Origin of the sequence: Frankia sp. AiPa1, from assembly GCF_023243075.1 — a bacterium.
GTDB lineage: Bacteria > Actinomycetota > Actinomycetes > Frankiales > Frankiaceae > Frankia.
The window spans coordinates 20,558-39,300 of sequence record NZ_JALKFZ020000177.1; the positions used below are offsets into that span (position 1 = coordinate 20,558).

The 18,743-nt window shown below is 70.8% G+C and carries 19 protein-coding genes, 1 tRNA gene and 1 riboswitch; of the genes, 11 read left to right on the plus strand and 9 right to left on the minus strand.

The window, feature by feature from the left end:
* Window positions 1–58: 58 nt before the first annotated feature.
* Window positions 59–721 (minus strand): NAD(P)-dependent oxidoreductase, encoded by a 663-nt coding sequence (locus MXD95_RS22355; RefSeq protein WP_250642656.1) that lies wholly within the window; start codon window positions 719–721, stop codon window positions 59–61.
* Window positions 722–1,091: 370 nt separating this feature from the next.
* Between MXD95_RS22355 and MXD95_RS22360 the strand changes: the two genes are divergently transcribed.
* Window positions 1,092–1,646: a non-canonical purine NTP pyrophosphatase gene (locus tag MXD95_RS22360; RefSeq protein WP_250642657.1), complete on the plus strand. Its 555-nt coding sequence runs from the start codon at window positions 1,092–1,094 to the stop codon at window positions 1,644–1,646.
* A gap of 108 nt (window positions 1,647–1,754) precedes the next feature.
* Here MXD95_RS22360 and MXD95_RS22365 read toward each other — a convergent pair.
* The 3 genes from MXD95_RS22365 to MXD95_RS22375 form a co-directional block, all read right to left on the minus strand.
* Window positions 1,755–1,841, minus strand: a tRNA-Ser gene (locus MXD95_RS22365).
* A 160-nt stretch (window positions 1,842–2,001) separates the two neighbouring features.
* Window positions 2,002–2,493 carry a tRNA adenosine(34) deaminase TadA gene (tadA, locus tag MXD95_RS22370; RefSeq protein ID WP_250642658.1) on the minus strand — a complete coding sequence of 164 codons (492 nt, stop codon included), beginning with the start codon at window positions 2,491–2,493 and terminating at the stop codon, window positions 2,002–2,004.
* Window positions 2,494–2,578: 85 nt separating this feature from the next.
* Window positions 2,579–3,076: a tRNA adenosine deaminase-associated protein gene (locus tag MXD95_RS22375; RefSeq protein WP_250642659.1), complete on the minus strand. Its 498-nt coding sequence runs from the start codon at window positions 3,074–3,076 to the stop codon at window positions 2,579–2,581.
* A gap of 373 nt (window positions 3,077–3,449) precedes the next feature.
* Between MXD95_RS22375 and MXD95_RS22380 the strand changes: the two genes are divergently transcribed.
* Genes MXD95_RS22380 through MXD95_RS22390 form a run of 3 tightly spaced genes read left to right on the plus strand, consistent with a single transcriptional unit; the run spans window position 3,450 to window position 6,166 of the window.
* Window positions 3,450–4,700, plus strand: coding sequence for a Mur ligase family protein (locus tag MXD95_RS22380; RefSeq protein WP_250642660.1), 1,251 nt, complete (start codon window positions 3,450–3,452; stop codon window positions 4,698–4,700).
* Entirely contained in the window at window positions 4,697–5,467 is a 771-nt protein-coding gene (locus tag MXD95_RS22385) for a type 1 glutamine amidotransferase (protein ID WP_250642661.1), read from the plus strand. The genes MXD95_RS22380 and MXD95_RS22385 overlap by 4 nt, the downstream gene beginning before the upstream one ends.
* Window positions 5,468–5,515: 48 nt before the next feature.
* The gene (locus MXD95_RS22390) at window positions 5,516–6,166 is read left to right on the plus strand and encodes an alpha/beta hydrolase family protein (RefSeq protein WP_308301552.1); all 651 of its coding nucleotides are present in this window, start codon (window positions 5,516–5,518) and stop codon (window positions 6,164–6,166) included.
* 393 nt (window positions 6,167–6,559) lie between these two features.
* On the opposite strand, the gene MXD95_RS22395 is transcribed toward MXD95_RS22390, so the two are convergent.
* The 3 genes from MXD95_RS22395 to MXD95_RS22405 all read right to left on the minus strand — a co-directional run bounded on the left by MXD95_RS22395 (window position 6,560) and on the right by MXD95_RS22405 (window position 10,216).
* Entirely contained in the window at window positions 6,560–7,642 is a 1,083-nt protein-coding gene (locus MXD95_RS22395) for a C40 family peptidase (RefSeq protein WP_250642663.1), read from the minus strand.
* A gap of 5 nt (window positions 7,643–7,647) precedes the next feature.
* Window positions 7,648–7,825, minus strand: a riboswitch (cyclic di-AMP (ydaO/yuaA leader).
* 383 nt (window positions 7,826–8,208) lie between these two features.
* Complete coding sequence (locus MXD95_RS22400; RefSeq protein ID WP_250642664.1) at window positions 8,209–8,592, minus strand: hypothetical protein; 384 nt, start codon at window positions 8,590–8,592, stop codon at window positions 8,209–8,211.
* A 409-nt stretch (window positions 8,593–9,001) separates the two neighbouring features.
* Complete coding sequence (locus MXD95_RS22405) at window positions 9,002–10,216, minus strand: magnesium and cobalt transport protein CorA (protein ID WP_250642665.1); 1,215 nt, start codon at window positions 10,214–10,216, stop codon at window positions 9,002–9,004.
* Window positions 10,217–10,471: 255 nt separating this feature from the next.
* Between MXD95_RS22405 and MXD95_RS22410 the strand changes: the two genes are divergently transcribed.
* Entirely contained in the window at window positions 10,472–11,209 is a 738-nt protein-coding gene (locus MXD95_RS22410) for a PhzF family protein (RefSeq protein ID WP_250642666.1), read from the plus strand.
* Between the two features lie 5 nt (window positions 11,210–11,214).
* On the opposite strand, the gene MXD95_RS22415 is transcribed toward MXD95_RS22410, so the two are convergent.
* Entirely contained in the window at window positions 11,215–11,616 is a 402-nt protein-coding gene (locus MXD95_RS22415) for a hypothetical protein (protein WP_250642667.1), read from the minus strand.
* A 204-nt stretch (window positions 11,617–11,820) separates the two neighbouring features.
* On the opposite strand from MXD95_RS22415, the gene MXD95_RS22420 reads away from it, so the two are divergent.
* From MXD95_RS22420 to MXD95_RS22445, 6 genes are all read left to right on the plus strand, one after another.
* On the plus strand, window positions 11,821–12,576 hold the full coding sequence (locus MXD95_RS22420) for a hemerythrin domain-containing protein (protein WP_250642669.1): 756 nt from the start codon (window positions 11,821–11,823) through the stop codon (window positions 12,574–12,576).
* 172 nt (window positions 12,577–12,748) lie between these two features.
* Window positions 12,749–13,963, plus strand: a complete 1,215-nt coding sequence (locus MXD95_RS22425; protein WP_250642670.1) for a PP2C family protein-serine/threonine phosphatase — start codon at window positions 12,749–12,751, stop codon at window positions 13,961–13,963.
* Complete coding sequence (locus MXD95_RS22430; protein WP_250642671.1) at window positions 13,963–15,609, plus strand: sensor histidine kinase; 1,647 nt, start codon at window positions 13,963–13,965, stop codon at window positions 15,607–15,609. Before MXD95_RS22425 ends, MXD95_RS22430 begins: the two co-directional genes overlap by 1 nt.
* Entirely contained in the window at window positions 15,602–16,042 is a 441-nt protein-coding gene (locus MXD95_RS22435) for a response regulator (protein ID WP_250642673.1), read from the plus strand. Before MXD95_RS22430 ends, MXD95_RS22435 begins: the two co-directional genes overlap by 8 nt.
* A gap of 66 nt (window positions 16,043–16,108) precedes the next feature.
* Window positions 16,109–16,771, plus strand: a complete 663-nt coding sequence (locus MXD95_RS22440; RefSeq protein ID WP_250642674.1) for a TIGR03085 family metal-binding protein — start codon at window positions 16,109–16,111, stop codon at window positions 16,769–16,771.
* Window positions 16,772–16,822: 51 nt separating this feature from the next.
* A complete protein-coding gene (locus MXD95_RS22445; protein WP_250642676.1) occupies window positions 16,823–17,302 on the plus strand; it encodes an NUDIX hydrolase in 480 nt (159 codons plus the stop codon).
* Window positions 17,303–17,329: 27 nt separating this feature from the next.
* Here MXD95_RS22445 and MXD95_RS22450 read toward each other — a convergent pair whose 3' ends face one another.
* Window positions 17,330–18,658, minus strand: coding sequence for a glycoside hydrolase family 26 protein (locus tag MXD95_RS22450; RefSeq protein WP_250642677.1), 1,329 nt, complete (start codon window positions 18,656–18,658; stop codon window positions 17,330–17,332).
* Between the last annotated feature and the right edge of the window lie 85 nt (window positions 18,659–18,743).

Here is an 18,743-nt window from a genome sequence, read left to right on the forward strand (position 1 = left end):
GTCATCATCGTCCACGGGTCGTCAGATCCGCCGTATCTCGCTCGGCGGGTCGGTCAGATTAGTTGCCGATGGTGAATCGACGGTTACGGTTCCGGGGATGCTCGATCTCGTCGACGACGGCGATCGCGAAGTCCTCGGCGGAGATGCCGATGTTCCCCTTCGCGTCGACCACCGGGTGGTCAGTACCGGTGCGGTAGGCGCCCCGGCGCTGGCCACGGCCGAAGTTCTGTGGCGGCGGGGCGATCGCCGTCCACCGAACGTTGTGGGCACCCCGGTAGACGTCGAGCGCGTCGACCTGGTCGAGGGCGTCCTTGCGCTCGGCGGCCGGGAAGTCCGGCGAGTCGACGAGACGCTGGCCGTTCTCGTCCTCCAGCGTCCCCGCACTCGACACGTGGACGATCAGCGCGGCCTGCCGCTGCGACTGCTGGGCCTGCTCGGCAACCCGGGGCAGCACGTCGACGAGGGTGCGCGCCGCGCTCGCGTGCACCGGGCGGTCCACCCCGCCGACCGCGACGACCACGGCGTCCGCGTCCTGGGCCACCTGCTGGACGGTGTCCCGGGACGTGACGTCCCCCTCGACGGCGTTCGCCTTGCGGGCCAGTTTCTTCACCCGGGTGGCGTCCACTTCGACCGCGGTGACCTCGTGCCCCCGCTTGATCGCCTCGTCGGTGACGCGACGCCCGATCTGACCCGCAGCACCAAAAACCACAATCCTCGCCATGCCATTGCCTCCGACTCGAGCGTCGTGCAACTGATGGATGGGGTCCTGGCCAGTAACCTGAATTACTGTCCGCGCCGAGCATGTTCACGCTCCGCATCCCCTCGCAAGTCGACGTCGCCCGTGAGGCCCTCCCCGCGCTGACGCCCGCCCGTTGCGGGTGGCTGTCTTTCACCCATCGGCTGTCGTTCACCCACCGGCGGTTGCCGTCACCCGTGGGCGGCTGGATAGGTCCGCCCCGTTCCGCACCCGACTGTGGTGGTGCAGACTGTTTGCGTGGCCGGCGGCGGCTGGGATTTCTTCGTCTCCTCCAGTGGATCCGCGATCAGACAGACCTCTTCGGGGGCCGGGAACAGGCAGCGGAAAGGGACGCATGATCGACGGCGTCACGCTCGTCACCAGCAACAGCGGCAAGGCTCGCGAGTTCGCCCGTCTTCTGGGCATGGACATGGCCGTCACCACCCTGGATCTCGACGAGATCCAGTCGCTCGACGTCGTCACGGTCGTCGAACACAAAGCCCGGGACGCCTACGCGAAGCTGCGCACCCCCGTACTCGTCGACGACAGCGGCCTGGCGCTGACGGCCTGGAATGGCCTGCCCGGTGCGCTCGTGGCCTGGTTCCTCAAAACCGTCGGCCTCCAAGGGCTCCTCAACATGGCGGCAGGCGTGGCCGACCGGCGCGCGACCGTCACGACCGCCCTCGGCTACGCCGACGCCACCGGCGTCCACGTCGTCTCCGGCGCTGTGCACGGAACCCTCACCACCGAACCGCGCGGCAGCAATGGCCTCAGCTACGACGCCATCTTCGCGCCCGCCGACAGCACCAGAACCTTCGCGGAAATGTCCAGCGAGAACAAGGACGCGATTTCGCCCCGCCGGTTGGCAGCCGACGCCCTGCGCGCATACCTCGGACTCACCGATACCTGACCCGGCATCACGCCTCGCGACACCGGGATGGCTGTCAGTCGCGCGTCCCGTTTCGTCGCCGGCCCGGCGGAATGATGTTCCCGCCGGGCCGGACAGCCTGTCTACCTGCGGTGGAGGTGGGATTTGAACCCACGGAGGGGTTGCCCCCTCACACGCTTTCGAGGCGTGCGCCCTCGGCCACTAGGCGACTCCACCGTAGCTGAGCCTACCGGACGTGCCGGGCATGTGGGTTGACCGGGGCGGGGCAGTCGACTGATGGTGGCCGTGTGTGACGGCAGCGCTGGCGACGGGGCCGCCGAAGATCCAAACAGGTCGCTGTGGGGGCATTCGTGTCCGATTTGCCCCCCAGGGCGACCTAGTTAGCGGGATCATGCTCCGCTGGCGGGTGCGGAGCGTGGCCGGGGGCGGCGGGCCGGGGGCGGCGGGTGGCGAAGAAGTCGGTGAGCAGGGCGCGGCACTCGTTGGCGCGGATGCCGGCGATCACCTCGGGGCGGTGGTTGAGGCGGCGGTCGCGGACGACGTCCCACAGGGAGCCGACGGCGCCGGCCTTGTCGTCCACGGCGCCGTAGACGAGGCGGTCGATGCGGGCCAGGACGAGGGCGCCGGCGCACATCGTGCAGGGCTCCAGGGTGACGGCGAGGGTGGTGCCGGTCAGGCGCCAGGAGCCGAGTGTCCGGGCGGCGGCGCGCAGGGCGATGACCTCGGCGTGGGCGGTGGGGTCGGCGTCGCGTTCCCGGGCGTTGAAGCCCTCGCCGAGCACCGTGCCGTCCGCCGCGAGCACGACCGCGCCGACCGGCACGTCGCCATGCGCCAAGGCCAGCCGCGCCTGGTCAAGCGCCAGGCCCATCGCGGCATCCTGGCGCCCCGCGCGATCATGGTGTTCCGCGGAACCGGGGGCGGTGGAATTGGGGGCGGTCGGGCTGGGGACGGCCTCAGCCACGGGCGTCGTCGAAGATCTCTCCTGCGCCGGCGCGTTCGCTCAGGGCGCTGATCAGGTCGGCGGGGAGCATGCCCTCCTCGCCGATCAGCTCGAGCAGGTCCTCCTCGGAGGTGCCGAGATCGGTGAGCAGGTCGAGATCGCCGACGGGGGAGGCCTGCAGGAGGCCGGAGGAATCGTCGTCCTCGTCGTCATCGTTGGTGGCGAAACCGGCCATCGACGGCAGCGCGTCGGAGAGCAGACGTTCGGCGAGGGGGGAACTGACCAGGACGCGGCGGTCGGAGAGGAAGACCTTGGGGTCGGAGTGGTCGTCGCCCAGGCGGACGATCGCCAGGTACTCGTCGTCCTCCTCAAGGAACGCCACGACCGTGCCGTCGCCGAAATCGCGCATGGCGTCGGTGAGAGCGTCGAGGTCGTCGGTGTCGTTCGGGTCGAGGTCGTGCACGGACCAACGGCCGTGGTCCCGGGCGATCGCGATTGCCTTCGTGGTCACTGCTGCCTTCACGTCCCTTCTGCGACCGGCTGGTGTTCCTGCCGGCCATGGAGCCGGTGCCCCGAAGCGCCAGCTCCGAACCCCCACCGTGGTCTACCTGTTGATTCTCGCTCCGCGACCGGGGCCTCGGTGTTCCGGTTCACCCCAACGGGTGAGTTCTACCGTGCCACGCATCTGGTTGCCGCACCGCGGTCGGCGGGGGCACATCTGGGTAGTCCACACGTAACGGACAGAACCGCCGGCCGGTCCGGGCCACAGCTGCGGATGGCCGGCCTGAATGGCCAGCATGGATGGCAGCGTCTCGGGAGATAGCGGAACGGATGTGGGGGTGGGGTCCGGCGCGTCTGCCGGCCGTGGCACTGTAGAAAGCGCGATGACGACATCATTTGCGCGAAGGTTCACCGTCCGGACGCAGGCAGCGCTCGCCGTGGAACGGCTGGCAGCGCACGCGTCCCGCCGGCTTGGTCGTGGTTCCGGCGAGATGATCGGCGGAAAACTGGCCCTTCGGGTGTCCCCGGGGGCACTCGCCGAGGTCGGGATCCGCCGTCCCAGCGCCTGCGTGTCGGGCACCAACGGCAAGACGACGACGACCCGGCTGCTCGCCCGTGCCCTGGGCACCCTTGGCCCGGTCAAGTCGAACAGCGGCGGGGCGAACATGGCCCCGGGGGTGCTCGCGGCGCTGTCACGGCCCCCGTTCGACGCGGCCGCGGCGCTCGAGGTCGACGAGATCTGGCTGCCGAAGGTCGCCCGGGAGATCGGGCCACGGGTCGTGCTGCTGCTGAACATCAGCCGTGACCAGCTTGACCGGTCCAACGAGACGCGCCGCATCGCCGCGATGTGGCGGGAGCTCGGCGCCGAGCTCCCGGACACGACCGTCGTCGCCAACGTCGATGATCCGCTGGTCGCGTGGGCGGCGGCCGGCTGGGCGCGGCAGGTGTGGGTGTCGGCCGGGCAGAACTGGACCTCGGATGCGATGGTCTGCCCGCAGTGCGCCCGGCTGCTGCACCGCAACGAGAGCGGCTGGTGGTCCGAGTGCGGCCTGGCCCGGCCGGAGCCGATCGTCTCGGTGACCGGCTCGCGGGAGCTGCTCTGGTATGGCCGGACCATCTCGGCACGTCTTGACCTCCCCGGCCGGGTGAACCTCGGCAACGCGGCGATGGCCGCGGCCGCCGCCCGGGAGTTCGGCGTCGAGGTCGAGGCGGCCTTGGCCGCGATGACCGGTCTCGGTGACGTCCAGGGCCGCTACCAGGAGGTCGTGCTGGGCGAGCAGGGCCGCCGTGGTCGGCTGCTCCTGGCGAAGAACCCCGCCGGCTGGGTCGAGATGATGGAGCTGCTCGCCGATGCGCCACCGCGGCCGGTGGTCATCGACTTCAACTCCCAGACCGCGGACGGGCGTGACCCGTCGTGGATCTGGGACGTCCCGTTCGAACGGCTCGCCGGGCGGCAGGTGCTCGTGACGGGCGAGCGCAAGGAGGACATGAGCGTGCGCCTGGCCTACGCGGAGGTGCCGCACAGCGTGCACCACAGCGCCGAGGGCGCCGCGCTCGCCGCGAACGAGAAGGTCGTCGACGTGGTCGCCAACTACACCGCCTTCCGTGACCTGCTGGTGCGGTGCACCCGATGAGCGGCGGCGTCTCGGCGATCCGGATCGCCCTGATCTACCCGGAGCTGCTGGGCACCTATGGGGACGGCGGCAACGCCATCGTCCTCGAGCGTCGGCTGCGCTGGCGTGGTCTGCCGGCGCAGCGGGTGGACGTGCCCGCGGGCGCGCCGGTGCCGCAGGACTGCGACATCTACCTGCTCGGCGGCGGGGAGGACGCGCCGCAGGTGCTGGCCGCGGACGGCATCCGGCAGAACCGGGCGATCATGCGTGCGGTCGCCGGTGGCGCCGCCGTGCTCGCGGTGTGCGCCGGATATCAGGTGATCGGGCAGAGCTTCCCGTCCGGTGGGGAGATCCACGAGGGGCTGGGCCTGGTCGGCATGGAGACCCGCCGCTCGTTCGCCCCGCCGCCCGCCCCGCCGCCCGCGCGGGCCGTCGGGGACATCGTCGTCGAACCGGACCGCCGGCTCGGCCTTCCTACCCTGTACGGGTACGAGAATCATGCCGGTCGCACCCGTCGGCTGCCCGGATGCGGCGGATTTCCGCTCGGAACGGTCCGCCGTGGCATCGGCGATGGGTCCGGGACGGATCCCGCCGCCGGTGGCACCGATGGGATCGTCGACGGGCGGGTGCTGGGGACCTACCTGCATGGGCCGGTGCTGGCGCAGAACCCGGCGCTCGCGGACCTGCTGCTGCGCTGGGTCCACGGCGACCTGCCCCCGCTGGAAGGCCCGCCGGAGACGCTCGCGCTGCGAGAGGCCAGACGCCGCGCCCTGGCCACGGTTGCCTGATCACACGTTTGCGGGGTTTCGGTCGGGGCGGTGTGGTTCCGTGGGATCGTGGCATCCAATCCCCTTGCCGGCTGGTGGGGCAAGAACAAACGAACCGTGTACATCGTCGCGGCGGTGGTCGTCGTCGCCTTCGTCTTCGTCCAGCGAGGCGGCGGCCCGAAGACCAAGCACGACACCATGCCGAAGGACTACGGTTCCGCTGGCCGGGAGCTGCTCGTGCACGCTCCCAGCAACCCCAAGAAGCCCATCCCGCTCGTGCTGATCCTTCACGACGACAACACCTCCGCCAAGACGCTCGACCACGACAGCAAGGCCGGCAAGGTGGCGAACGAGAAGACGTTCGCGATCGCCTACCCGGAGGCCGTCGGCGGTACCTGGCGGATCGACAGCCCCACCGGCCCCGACGCGCAGTATTTGCGGGACGTCGTGACCTACGTGTCGACGAAGAAGAGCGAGATTGATCCGAAGAAGATCTACATCTGGGGCGTCGGTGAGGGTGCCCGGCTTGCCCTGATGGCCGTCTGCGACACCGGAAAGCCGACCTTCGCCGCCGTCGGCGTCGTCGGCCAGTTCACCCAGGAGCCGCGGTCGCCTTGCGCCGGGCGGGTCCCCGAGGCGCGCGTCGCCGAGACGGACTGGACCAAGAAGGTCAGTGAGGCCCTCTGGAAGGCGTCCTCCGGCCACCGGCTGGCCGCCTGAGGGACTGGCTGCCTGAGGGACTGGGGCCCGCCGACGCCGCCGGGAGGGGGTAGCGGCGTCGGCGGGCTGGGGCCGAACGGCTCCGACGGGCCGCCGGCCTTCCACTGCGGATGGGGGGGGGATCCGAGGGAAGGCCGGCGGGGTCGGCGGCCATCCGGCCGGACGGACGTCAGATGGGGGGGAGATCTGACGTCCGTCCGGCCGGACGGAACGGGACGACGTCCACGGGCAGACCAAGGATGGAGTCCGTGGCTGGTCGGGGGAGCAGACCCGAGCAGCGGCGGTGAATCCCGGTCGGCGACGATGCCTACGGGCGGTGCCCTGACCGCGGCCGGAGGGGGGTGGCCGCGGGAGAGCTGGTTCCGCCGCGACAGGCGGCGCGGCGGTGGGTCCTCAGACCCGGCCGACGTAGTACGAGGTCGTGTAGATGGTCTGGAGCTTCACGACGTCGCCGGTGTGGGGGGCGACCCACATCTTGCCGTCGCCGGCGTAGATGCCGACGTGGTAGATGTTGCCGGGCGTACCCAGGAAGATCAGATCTCCGGGCTGCTTGTTGTACATGGAGACCCGGGTGGTGGCGGCGAACTGGGCGTCCGTCGTACGCGGCAGGGTCTTGCCGAGCTGCCGGTAGATGTACTGGACGAGACCGGAACAGTCGAACGAGCTCGGGCCATCGGCGCCGTAGACGTACGGCTTGCCGGCCTGCAGGGAGGCCAGGTAGACGGCCTTCTCGCCGACGGAGCTCGCCGGCAGCGGGATATCGACATCGACGTTGATGTCGTCAACGATGGCGCCGCGGGTGTGCGAGGCCACTGGGGCGGCCTGCTCGACGTGCAGGGTGGCCTCGTTGATCGAGTGAGCGGACTGCAGGGCGTCCGTCCCGTCGAAGACCGCGGTGACGTTCGTCGTGGTCAGCACCCGCGCGGTGTAGGACGCGTAGCCCTGGTCGTTCGTGTACAGCTGCTGGAAGGTCGCCCAGCCGGTGGGGAGTTTCACCTGCACCTTGACGAGCTGGTTCGCGAGCGGCGCGTGGGTGGCCTCGTCGTAGAGCGAGAAGCCGATGTCAACGGGCTCGTTCGGGGCGACCGTCTCGTCCGGGTTGGTGACCTTCAGGCCGACCTGGACCTTGCCGGTCAGCGCCTGCGCGGAGGTGGTGGTGCCGAGCGTGGTGGTGGAGCTGTCCGAGCTGATCGCCGCGGCGGCGATGCTGCCACCGAGGGCGGCACGCGAGCCGATCTGAGCGGCGAGGGTGACGGGGGCCGTGTTCGTCGACTCGTCCTGGGCCGCATTGGCGTGGACGTCGGTGGCGCAGCCCGCCAGGGCTACCCCGGAGACCGCGACGGTCCCGGTGGTCATCGCGGCGAAGGCGCGAGCGCGGGCCCGGCTACGGGCGACCGGCGCGGTGGAGGGGGCACGGTGACGGCCGCGACCCGCAAGGCGCGAATCTTCGTCGAGCTGCACGCTTTGTGCGGACAACGATGTATTCCTTCCCGTACGCCTGCGAAGTGAGCTGTCGGGTTCGGGCTGGGCTTGCCCGGTCCGCGGCGTGACCCTCACGCTGCGGACTTCACCCCAAGACCGGCACCGCGGCTCGGTGCTGGCCGGTGGAGGGTGGGTCCCCCGCTCCTGCCCCAGATGACGACTCGGAGGGGACACCGGGGCCGGGGGCAGGATTCGGCGTTCGGCCTGGTGTTGTCGTGACGTCGGCGTGAGACTAGTCCACTCGGATAGTGCGGGTAAACACTAGCTCCTCCCAACTACGGGCAGTGTGCACTGAAGTGCCACCGAATGCGTGCGGATGGGGAGGGTCGCTCGGGACCCGCCGGATCACTCCGGAGGCCCAAAACCCCTGGACACGCTGCGGTTGTGGCCGCCTCGCGAGGATCCATCCGGGTGGGGGCCGGGGAACCACGGCCGGGTTGCCCCGAATCGGCACCCACATACGGACACGACCGTAGTTGCGGAAAGTAGTCGGCCCTCCGGCGGGCATCCCGGCGCGTCGACGGGGGCCGGGAGGGCGGGGGCCGGGAGAGCCACGGCGGTCATCGGCTCCGGCCGCGGCGGGAGAGGAAGCCGGCCGCGTCGAGCACCTGGAGTTCGACCGCGAGCTCGTGGACCTCGCGGGGCAGCGACCGGTATTGGGCGAGAGCCGCGACGGCGGCGCGGGCATGGTCGGCCAGCTCATCCAGCGCGCGCTGGCGCTGGCGCATGCGGGCCCGTTCCTCCTGGATCGTGCGGACCGTCTCCTCCTGCCACCGCCGGGTGCGGACCAGGAACTCGCTGGCGTCCTTGGCCTGGCGCTCGGCCTCCTCCAACCGGCTCAGCAGGCCGTCGAGGACCTCCAGTCGCCTGGCCAGCTCGACGATCAGGTCGCCGCGGTCGGGCAGGATGGCGGTCTCTGGCCGCGTGGGGTCAGACGAGGGCATGTACTCCCCTGAGGGTGGGAGATCGACGAACCGCACCGAGCTGCGGGCGGGGAGGCCCGGTCACTTCGACACGGATGGTTACGGTAGCCGACGGAGGCGACCTGATGTAACCCATCGTACGGATACGTCGGGACTGCCAAGCGATAGCGAAAATAAACCATGGCCACCCATCCGGCCGTGCGTTTTGCGCGGCCAGGACGGATTGAGGATTATTTGTGCGGCCAGCTGCCTTGATCGGAGGTGGTCTGCCGCTACGCGAACCCACCGCGACGCAGTGCGGGTCGTCCCGTCGGGCACCCGTCGGACGGCCGGGGGTAGCTGTCATCTGCCGAGGCAGATGACCCGGCGACGGCCTGAAGCGGCCACTCCGGCGGCCGAGTGGACCCTGACACGGTGGGGCCCCGGTTGCCTAAAGCCAGCCGTTACGTTTGAACGCCCGATACAACAGCAGGCAGGCGACCACCATCACACCGAGGACCGTGGGATAACCCCAGACCTGGTGCAGCTCGGGCATGTGCTCGAAGTTCATTCCGTAGATTCCGGCGAGCGCGGTGGGAACGGCGGCGATCGCCACCCAGGCGCTGATCTTCCGCATGTCCTCGTTCTGCGCAATGGTGAGCTGGGTAAGGGTGGCCGCGAGCACCGAGGAGAGCAGTTCGTCGAAGTGCGAGATCCGCTCGCTGACCTGCTCGAGGTGGTCGGCGACGTCGCGGAAGTAGCGGCGCATCGCGACGTCCACCATGCGCGGCCGGTCCAGGATCAGCGCGCGCAGCGGCCCGGCCAGCGGCTGGACAGCATGCTTGAGCTCGAGAAGCTCCCGTTTCATCTGGTACGCGGCCTCGGTGGACGGGGCGTGCTCGCGGCGAAAGACCCCGGCCTCGATCTGGTCGACGTCCACCTGGATCTTCTCCACCGTGTCGACATAGTCGTCGACGATGCTGTCGCAGACGGCGTGCAGCACCGCCGTCGGACCGTGGCGCAGCATCTCCGGGGCGGCCTCCAGCTGGCGGCGCAGCTTGGACATCTCACCGTGCTGCCCGTGGCGCACCGTGACGACGAAATCCTCACCCAGGAAGATCATGATTTCCCCGGTAGTGACCACCTCCGAGGTGCTCGTCACCTCCTTGTGGGCCACGTAGCTGGTGGTCTTGAGCGCCATGAACAGGTGGTTCTCGTACTGCTCGAGCTTGGGTCGCTGCCCGCCGGTGACCGCGTCCTCGACCGCCAGCTTGTCCAGCCCGTAGTGCTCGGCGATCTCGGCCAGTTGCCCGTAGCTCGGTTCGAACAGGCCGAGCCAGGCGAAGCCCTCCCGTTCCTCGCGGGCGAGCCGCAGCGCGTCGACGCAGTCGACGTCCGTCGTCACCCGCCGTCCGTGGCTGTACACCCCGCAGGCCATCACCTGCCCGCCCCGCACCGACTCCCGGGAGACCGGCCGGGCCCGGCGCCGCTTGCGCCCGACCCGTACCAAGGAGACCGCCGGCCGGCTGAGCGCCCCGGCCAGCCGGTGGGCGTTCACCGACGCGAGCTCCAGAGCATCGAGGACGGGATGCTCCCCGTGCGCCTCCTGGCCAGGCCGCGGCTGCACCGCGTCGCCTCGCTGCACCGCGTCGTCGTCCCCTTCCACGTCTCCCCTTCCACACTTCTCCCGCACCGCCGCCTGCCCCCGTTCCGGTGACGCCTGTCCTGATGGCGCCCGGCCTCGCGACGCCCTGTCCTGGTGACATCGTGTCAAGACGTCCCAGGAGTCCGGGCGCGGTCCGGTTGGGTGAGGTGATGCGCCCCTCGAGTTCCGCACGGATGCGCGGGTTGTGCCAGCGTGGGACCGCGACCATTGTCGTGGCCGCCTGCGGGCGATCACGACGCCAGCCAGGAGGTGCCGGTGACCGAGATCGAGGTACGCAGGCTGCGGGTGTTCACCGACGAGACCGGTGGCGCGGGCAGCCTGCTCGCGGTCGTGCTCGACGCGGCCAAGCTGCTGCCCGACGCCCAGGAGCGGGTGCGGGTCGCCCAGCGGCTTGGCGTACCCGCCACGGTGTTCATCGACGATGTCGACCAGGCGGAGCTGGCCGTCTACACCCCAGGCCGGCAGGTGCCCACCGCCGGGGACGCGCTGGTCGGCGCCGCGTGGCTGCTCGCCCGGCTGCTCGGTGGCCACCCGGCGGTCCTGCGCCTGGCCGGTGGGGACGCGGTGAGCTGGCAGGAGCAGGGCCGGGTGTGGACCCGGGCCGCCCTCGCGGGGATCAGTAGTTGGACTCATCGCCAGGTGGGTAGCCCCGCCGAGGTGGACGCGCTGACGCTGCCACGCCGGTCGGGTGAGGACCTGCGGCAGATCTGGGCCTGGCTGGACGAACCAGCCGGGCTGGTGCGTGCCCGGGCCTTCGGCGAGCGCCACGGGGTCGCCGAGGACGAGGCGTGCGGCTCGGCGTCGATGTTGCTGGCCGCCCGGCTCGGGCGCCGTCTGACCATCCGGCACGGGGTCGGCTCGATCGTGCTGGCCGCACCCGGGCCGGAGGGTTTCGCCGACATCGGCGGCCTCGTCGTGGAGGATGAGGCCGTTCACATCGAGGATCTCGATGAGTTCCTCGCCGGCTGGGCATCAGGTGGGACGACCGGGTAAGCCGGTCAGACGGGCGGCTCGGTGGGGGAGCGCAACTGGCGCGTCCAGGCACCCTGGACGATCTCCCCGCGGGCATCGATGATCGCCCAGTCGACGACGTCGGCGCTGCGGATGCGCAGCGGGAGGCCCATGCGGATGTGCGCCAGCGACGGATGCGCGCCGTCACTGAGGCTGCGCCCGCGCAGCAGGGCCGGATGCGGCCAGCCGGACACGCGGGCCCACGGCCACTCGGCCGCCTCCGCGACCTCCACCTGATGCCGGACGAGCAGGCTGCCCAGGGGCGGCAGATTCTGGTTGAGGAAGCGCTGGCGGGCGTCGGCAAGGCGGGAGCGGGCGGCGAACACGGCTTGGTCCCGCGCCATCTGGGCTCGGGGCAGTTGCTCTCGGGTCATCTGGTCCCGGGGCACGGGGACATTCCTGGCGACCATGTGTGCCATAGTAGTTGAAACCTCTCTTACGGTGCACGCATGTCCGTGACCGAGGCGCCAGGCAACCGGTTTTTGATTACTTTAAGTAACAATTTTCCGGATGCAGTGGCCGGGCGCGGGGCGTATGTTCTACGTATTGAAATCTTGCCGTTACTCTCTATGGTTTGTCCCGGTGAGGTGATCATGGCTGAGGCGCTGGCTACTGTGGTGGACTCGGCGCACGCGGACGCCTTCCAGCTGATCGAGCTGGCGGGCTCACTCGGCGCCACCGCCGGCCAGACCGGCCTGTCGAGCGACCCGCGGCAGTTTCTGCGGGCCAACGACGTGGCCATCGCGGCGATCTCCGCCCATCTGAGCGCGATGGAGGCCGTGGTCTATCCGGAATGCTCCCGGCGGTTGCCGGGCGGACGGGCGCGGGTCGCCGAGCTCAGTCGGCTGGCGCGGCGCTGTGCCTCGGTGATGCGCGGCATCGAGCAGTACGTCCAGGGCGACCTGCACCATCCGGCGGCCAGCGTCGCCAGCCTGCGCCGGGATCTCGCCGCGCTGCTCACCGAGCACGCGCGGATCGAGGATGAGCTGTTGCGGGCGCTGGACGCGCAGCTGAGCGACGTCGAGCGCGCCCGCCTGCGGGAACGCTTCGCCGACGCGATGCGGCACGCCCCGACCCGGCCGCACCCGCACCTCGGCCACCGCGGCCCGCTGGGCGGCAACGTCACCATCCGGCTGCTCGGCACCTTCGACCATCTTCTGGACGTGCTGGATGCCCGCGAGGTGGCCGGCGCTCCGGTGCGCGCTCCGGCGCCCGCCGGCCTGTGGGGTTGGTACCTGCTCGGCCGACCGACCTCACCGGCTCCGGAGTGGCCCGGCCCGGACGCCGCCGGGTCCGGCCGCCCGGACGGTGCCGCGATAGGGGGTGACGGATCGCGCGCTCTCCCGTGAGGGTGTGCTCGGAGCGTGTCCAGGGGTGGCTGTCCTACTGACCTCGGTCGGGTAAATGCCGCGCTGCAGAGCCCATTCGGTGTTCCGCTCCGCGCATCCGTCTCCGGGCATGCCATGCTTCGGGTCCAGGATGGGCCGGTATGGTCCGCGCGTCGTGCACTGCTGAGGAGATGTGTTCGGATCCGAAAGCGCCGTCGTCCCGGCGCCCGCGTCGTCAGCGGATGTGAGCTGGCCGATTCTTCTGGTCGAGGATGATGACGGGGACGCCTACCTCGTCGCCGAACTGTTGGGTGAGGTCTCGGCTCCGGTCGAGGTGACCCGGGTGCGGACCGTGGCCGAGGCCGTGGTCGGCAGCGTCGGCGCGGCATGCGTCCTGCTGGACCTGGGCCTGCCCGACAGCGAAGGCCTCTCGGCCCTGCGGCGGCTGCTCGAGGTCGAGTCGGGTGCCCCGGTCGTGGTGCTCACCGGCCTCGTCGACGAGTACCGCGGCGCGCAGGCCGTCGCCGCCGGCGCGCAGGACTATCTGGTCAAGGGCCAGGTGGATGGGCGCGATCTGGTGCGCGCGGTGCGGTACGCCATCGAGCGCACCCGGGCCGACACGGCCGCCAAGGCGCTGCGCGAGTCCGAGCTGCTGGCCAGCGAGCGGGCCCGGCTCGAACGCGGCCTGCTGCCGCGCCCCCTGTACGCCGATCAGCGGCTGCGCCACACCACCCGCTACCGGCCGGGTCGCCGTCAGTCGCTGCTCGGCGGCGACTTCTACGACATGGTGGCCACCCCCGACGGGACCCTGCACGTCCTGCTCGGCGACGTCTGCGGGCACGGGCCGGACGAGGCCGCGCTCGGCGTCAGCCTGCGTATCGCCTGGCGGACGCTGGTGCTTGCCGGGGTGCGCGAGTCCGATCGGCTGGGATATCTCCAGCGGGTGCTGGTCAGCGAACGGGAACATGAGGAGATCTTCGCGACGGTCTGCGAGCTTTCGATCGCGCCGGATCGTACGCAGGCCCGGATGCGCCTGGCCGGGCATCCGCCGCCGATGATGCTGCAGCCGCGGCTTGCGGCGCTGCCCGGCGACGTCGTCGGCCCCGCGCTCGGCATCCTTCCCGCGCTCGGCATCGAGGACGAGGACCTGACCGAGGAGGTGCTGGTCGACCTCGGGCCGCGATGGGCCCTGCTGCTCGCCACCGACGGTCTGCTGGAGGGCCGGGACGGTCCCGGCGGCGAGCCCCTGGGCTGGGATGGTGTGCTGCCCGAGATCGCCGAGCTCTGGCCGCCGCCGCAGGGCCCCGACGGCCTGCTCGACAACCTCATCGACCGGGTCGAGGCCCGCAACGGCGGACCGCTCACCGACGACGTCGCCCTGCTCCTGCTGATGCGGAGCGAGGACTGATGCCCTTCGAGCCGGCACGGTGCTGGCGGCTGCGCCGCCGCCTGGGACTGACGTACACGGTCGCGGCCGTGGTGCTGCTGATCGTCGTCGGGGTGGTTTCCTGGTCGTTGGTGCGCCTCACCGACGCCATCCACACCCGAAGCGACGTGATGGCACCGGCGCTGCTCTCGTCCACCCAGCTGGTCGCCAGCGTCGTGGACGAGGAGACCGGGCTGCGCGGCTACCTCCTGCAGGGCACCCCGGAATACCTCCAGCCCTACGTCGTCGGTCGCCAGGAGGAGCAGCGGCACCTGACCGAGCTGCACCGCTATCTCGCGGGCCGGCCCGAGCTGCTGGCCGAGGTCGCGGCACTGGACCAGCGGATCGGGGCCTGGCACAGCGGTTACGCCGACGGGGCGCTCGCCGCGGTACGCGCCCAGGGCGCCGCGGCCGCCGACAAGGTGCCCCTGGCCCGGGGCAAGACGCTGTTCGACCAGGTGCGCTCCGGGGCGGACGGTCTGGAGACGACGTTGCGTGCCCGGGCGCTGAAGGCCCGCGAGGACGTGCACAGTGCCGTGCGCTTCCTGGTGGTCGCGCTGTTCGTGGCCGCCGCGTCGCTCGTCGCCCTGTTCGCGGTGATCTTCTGGGCGCTGCGGGTCTGGGTGACCCGTCCGATCGAGAGCATCGGCCGCGACGCGCGCACGGTGGCCTCCGGCCATCTCGACCACGTCGTCGAGCCCGCCGGCCCGCCGGAGCTCGTCGCGCTGGCCGCCGACGTCGAGTCGATGCGCCAGCAGCTCCTCGGCGAGCTCGGCTTTGCCCGCGACGCCCGCGGCGAGGTCGAGACGCAGGCCGAGGTGCTGCGGCGGTCCAACCGCGACCTCGAGCAGTTCGCCTACGTCGCCTCACACGACCTGCAGGAGCCCCTGCGCAAGGTGGCGAGTTTCTGCCAGCTTCTCGAGCGCCGCTACGGCGACAAGCTTGACGAGCGGGGCGCGCAGTACATCGGGTTCGCGGTGGACGGCGCCAAGCGGATGCAGCAGCTCATCAACGACCTGCTCGCCTTCTCCCGCGTCGGGCGGACCACCGAGAGCTTCGTCGACGTCCCCCTCGGGGATCTGTTCGCCCGGGCCACGACCACCCTGTCGCTGACCATCGAGAGCCTGAACGCCGAGGTCACCGCAGGCGAGCTTCCCCTCGTGCGCGGCGACCCGGTGCTGCTCACCCAGCTGCTGACCAACCTGATCGGCAACGCCCTGAAGTTCCATGGGGATGACCCGCCGAGGGTGCGGATCGACGCGACCGAAGGTGCCGACACCTGGGAGTTCTCCTGTGCGGACAACGGGATTGGCATCGAGGCGGAATACGCCGAGAAGATCTTCGTCATCTTCCAGCGCCTGCACAGCCGGGAGGCGTTCGAGGGCACCGGGATCGGGCTCGCCCTGTGCCGCAAGATCGTGGAGTTCCATGGCGGCGTGATCTGGTTCGACGCCGAGGCCCACCCCGGCACCACCTTCCGCTTCACCCTGCCCCGAGGCGCCGCCAGCCCCGCAACTCCCGCCAGCCCTGAGACCCCTGCCGGCCCTGTGTTCGCCGGCGCCGTTGACCTCGCCGCGCCGACCGTGCCGACCGCGCCGCCCGAGCATCCGGAGGACAGCCGTGAGTGAACCGATCGTCCCGGTCGAGATACTTCTCGTCGAGGACGACCCCGGGGACGTCCTCATGACCCGCGAGGCGTTCGAGGACCACAACGTGCGCAACCACCTGAACGTGGTCAGCGACGGCGTCGAGGCCCTGGCCTACCTGCGCGGCGAGGGCAGCTACGTCGGCGCCACCCGCCCCGACCTCATCCTGCTCGATCTCAACCTGCCTCGCCGGGACGGCCGTGAGGTTCTGCGAGAGGTCAAGGCCGACGAGCGGCTCCGCCGGATCCCGGTGGTCGTGTTCACCACCTCGGAGGCCGAGGAGGACGTCCTGCGCAGCTACGACCTGCACGCCAACGCCTACATCACCAAGCCGGTCGACTTCGACCACTTCGTCGCCGTGGTCCGCCACATCGATGACTTCTTCGTGACTGTGGCCCGTCTCCCCGGTCAGTAGCCCACCTCGGTCAGTAGCCCACCTCGCCGGTTCACCTCGCCAGCTCACTTCGCCTAGAGTGCGTCCATGGCGACCGGACCACGACCTGCCCGAGTGCAGCGCCAGGCGCTGGCCGATCTCCTCTCCGAGCTCGGCCCGGGTCATCCCACGCTGTGCTCGGGATGGGCGAATCATGACTTGGCCGCGCATCTCGTCACCCGCGAGCGCCTCCCGTGGGCCGGCCCCGGCCTGGTGATCGGCCGCCTTCATGGCATCACCGAGCGCACCGAGCGTGCCACCATGCGTGCGCACACGTTTCCGGAGCTGGTGGAGATCTTCCGTGCCGGCCCACCTTGGTGGTTGCCGACCCGCTTCGGCCCGGTCGACGACGCGGCCAACCTGGTCGAGTTCTTCGTCCACGCCGAGGACGTGCGGCGCGCGGGTCCGAAGGCGGACCAGGCCGACTGGAAGCCGCGTGACCTCGACGAGGCCAGCCGTAGCGGGTTGTGGAACGCGCTGCGGCTGGCCGGTTATGCCGGGTTCCGGCGGGCCGGCGTCGGCGTGGTCGCCGAACGCACCGATCGCCCCGGCCGCCGTACCCTGCGCGGCGGCACCCCGACCGTCGAGATCGTCGGGCTTCCCGAGGAGATCATTCTCTACGCGTTCGGTCGCGGTCGGGTGGCCCAGGTCGAACTGCGCGGCGCCGAGGCCGACATCGAACGCCTGCGCCGCGCCCCGGTCGGCCTCTGAGTCGTCTGACCCTCGAGTCGCCTGACCATGCCGCCTGCGAGGCTGGTGGGCATGGTTGCGAGAATCCGCCAGGCGGCCCGGGTGATGCTGGTTGACCCGGCCGACGCGGTGCTGTTGATCCGGTCGCATGACCCCTCCCTCGACGCGGCGCCGACCTGGTGGCACGTGCCAGGCGGCGGGCTTGACAGCGGGGAGACGCCGCGGCAGGCGGCGATCAGGGAGGTGTTCGAGGAGGTCGGCTACCGCCTGGCCGATCCGGGCCCGCCGGTCGCCACCCGCCGCACGTCGTTCACCTATCTCGGCCGGGACTTCCGGCAGTCGGAGACGTTCTACGCCACGCGCGTGCCATACCGACTCGAGCTCGACCCGTCGTCCTGGACGGAGACGGAGCGCCGATCGATCCTCGGCTGGTCCTGGTGGACGGTGCCCGAGCTGCGCGGGACCGCGGAGACGGTCTACCCGGGCGCCCTGGCGGGACTGCTGCGCTCCTGGCTACGCTCGGGCCCGCCGGCAAAGCCCGTCCGCCTCTGAGCCAGGTGTGAATCAGGTGGAAAGCAGTTACCACAGGGAGGCGTAGGTGGCGGCGCTGATGGGGTTCTCGTCGGGATTCACCAGCGACGAGTGCACGTTGCCGGCCTCCGAGTTCTTGAAGTACGTCTCGTAGGCGAGGACGTCCTTGTTCGCCTTGAAGGTGTTGTACATGTTGCGGATGTAGACGGGGTTGTCGCCGCCGGCCTGCCCGGCCTTGCCGGCGCCGGTGTCGGACTTGGCGACGAGGCCCCATTCGGGCACCGAGAACTGCTTGCCGTGCTGGCGGGCGAAGGCGATCGTCGAGCACAGGCCGGTCGCCTCGGCGCACTGCTCGGCGAAGGTCGCGTCGGTGGTGCTCGCCGGCCAGTGGTCGTAGCTGTCGACGCCGATGATGTCGACGTAGGAGTCACCCGGGTAGACCGACCAGGCATTGCCGCTGTGCGCGTTGAGCGTCCAGTCGATGCGGGCCTGCGGGTCGGTCGAGCGGATCGCGCTGACGACCTGGCGGAAGCAGGTGACCCAGGTGGTGGGGTTGGTGTTCGACACCGACCAGGGGAACCAGTTGCCGTTGAACTCCCAGGCGAGGCGGATGATGCTCGCCGGGCGCCCCTTGCCGACCAACCAGCTGCCGAACGTGGCCCAGTGGCTGCTGTAGGCGCCGTTGGCGCAGGATGTCAGGTCACCCTGGCCGCTGGGGAAGAACGGCTGCGAGATCACCCAGGTGCCGGCGAAGGTGGACAGTTTCTCCGGGCCGGAGCCCAGCCACGGGTTGGTGATGGTCTGCCAGCCGCTCCGGTCGGTGAAGGTGAGTGCGGCGGTGACCGGGGAGCCGCGGAAGGCCGCCCACGCGTTCACCTCTGTCAGCGAGCCGGCGGACACGCCGCTCATCCCGCCGGGGACGGAGCCGCCGCCCGACGCCACCGGGGCGGCGGGTGCCTGGCCGGCCGTGCGGGTGGGAGTGCTGGGGCGGGGCGGCGTGGTGGCCGCTCGGCGGCCGGAGCCGGTCGTCCCGGCCGATCCCGTACCGCCCGCCGGGCCCGTGCCGGTGCTGCCGGACTTCGAGCTGGGGGAGGACGGCGAGGTGGCGCCGTGCGCGGTGGTGGGGCTGGCCGACGCGGTCGGGCTGGGGGTCGGCTGGCCGCGATGGTGGTTCGCCTGGATGGCGGCCGCCTCGATCCTGGACGCTCCGCTGTCGTCACCATCCGCGGGGGCGAGGTTCCAGCCGATGGCGGCGGCCAGGATGGCCAGCATGCCGAGCGAGGCGATCCAGGCCGAATGACGCGGACGGCGGCGTCGACGACGTGAACCGGCGCGGGCGCTCGGCGGACTGGGTGTGCCCTCCGATCGGTGCTTCACCGCGGTATCCCTCCGTGCGTGGCGTGTCGGCGTCAGAACCCCCCCGGGTCCCGGCTTCGAGTCCGAAGCGGATGACCTCCATGTC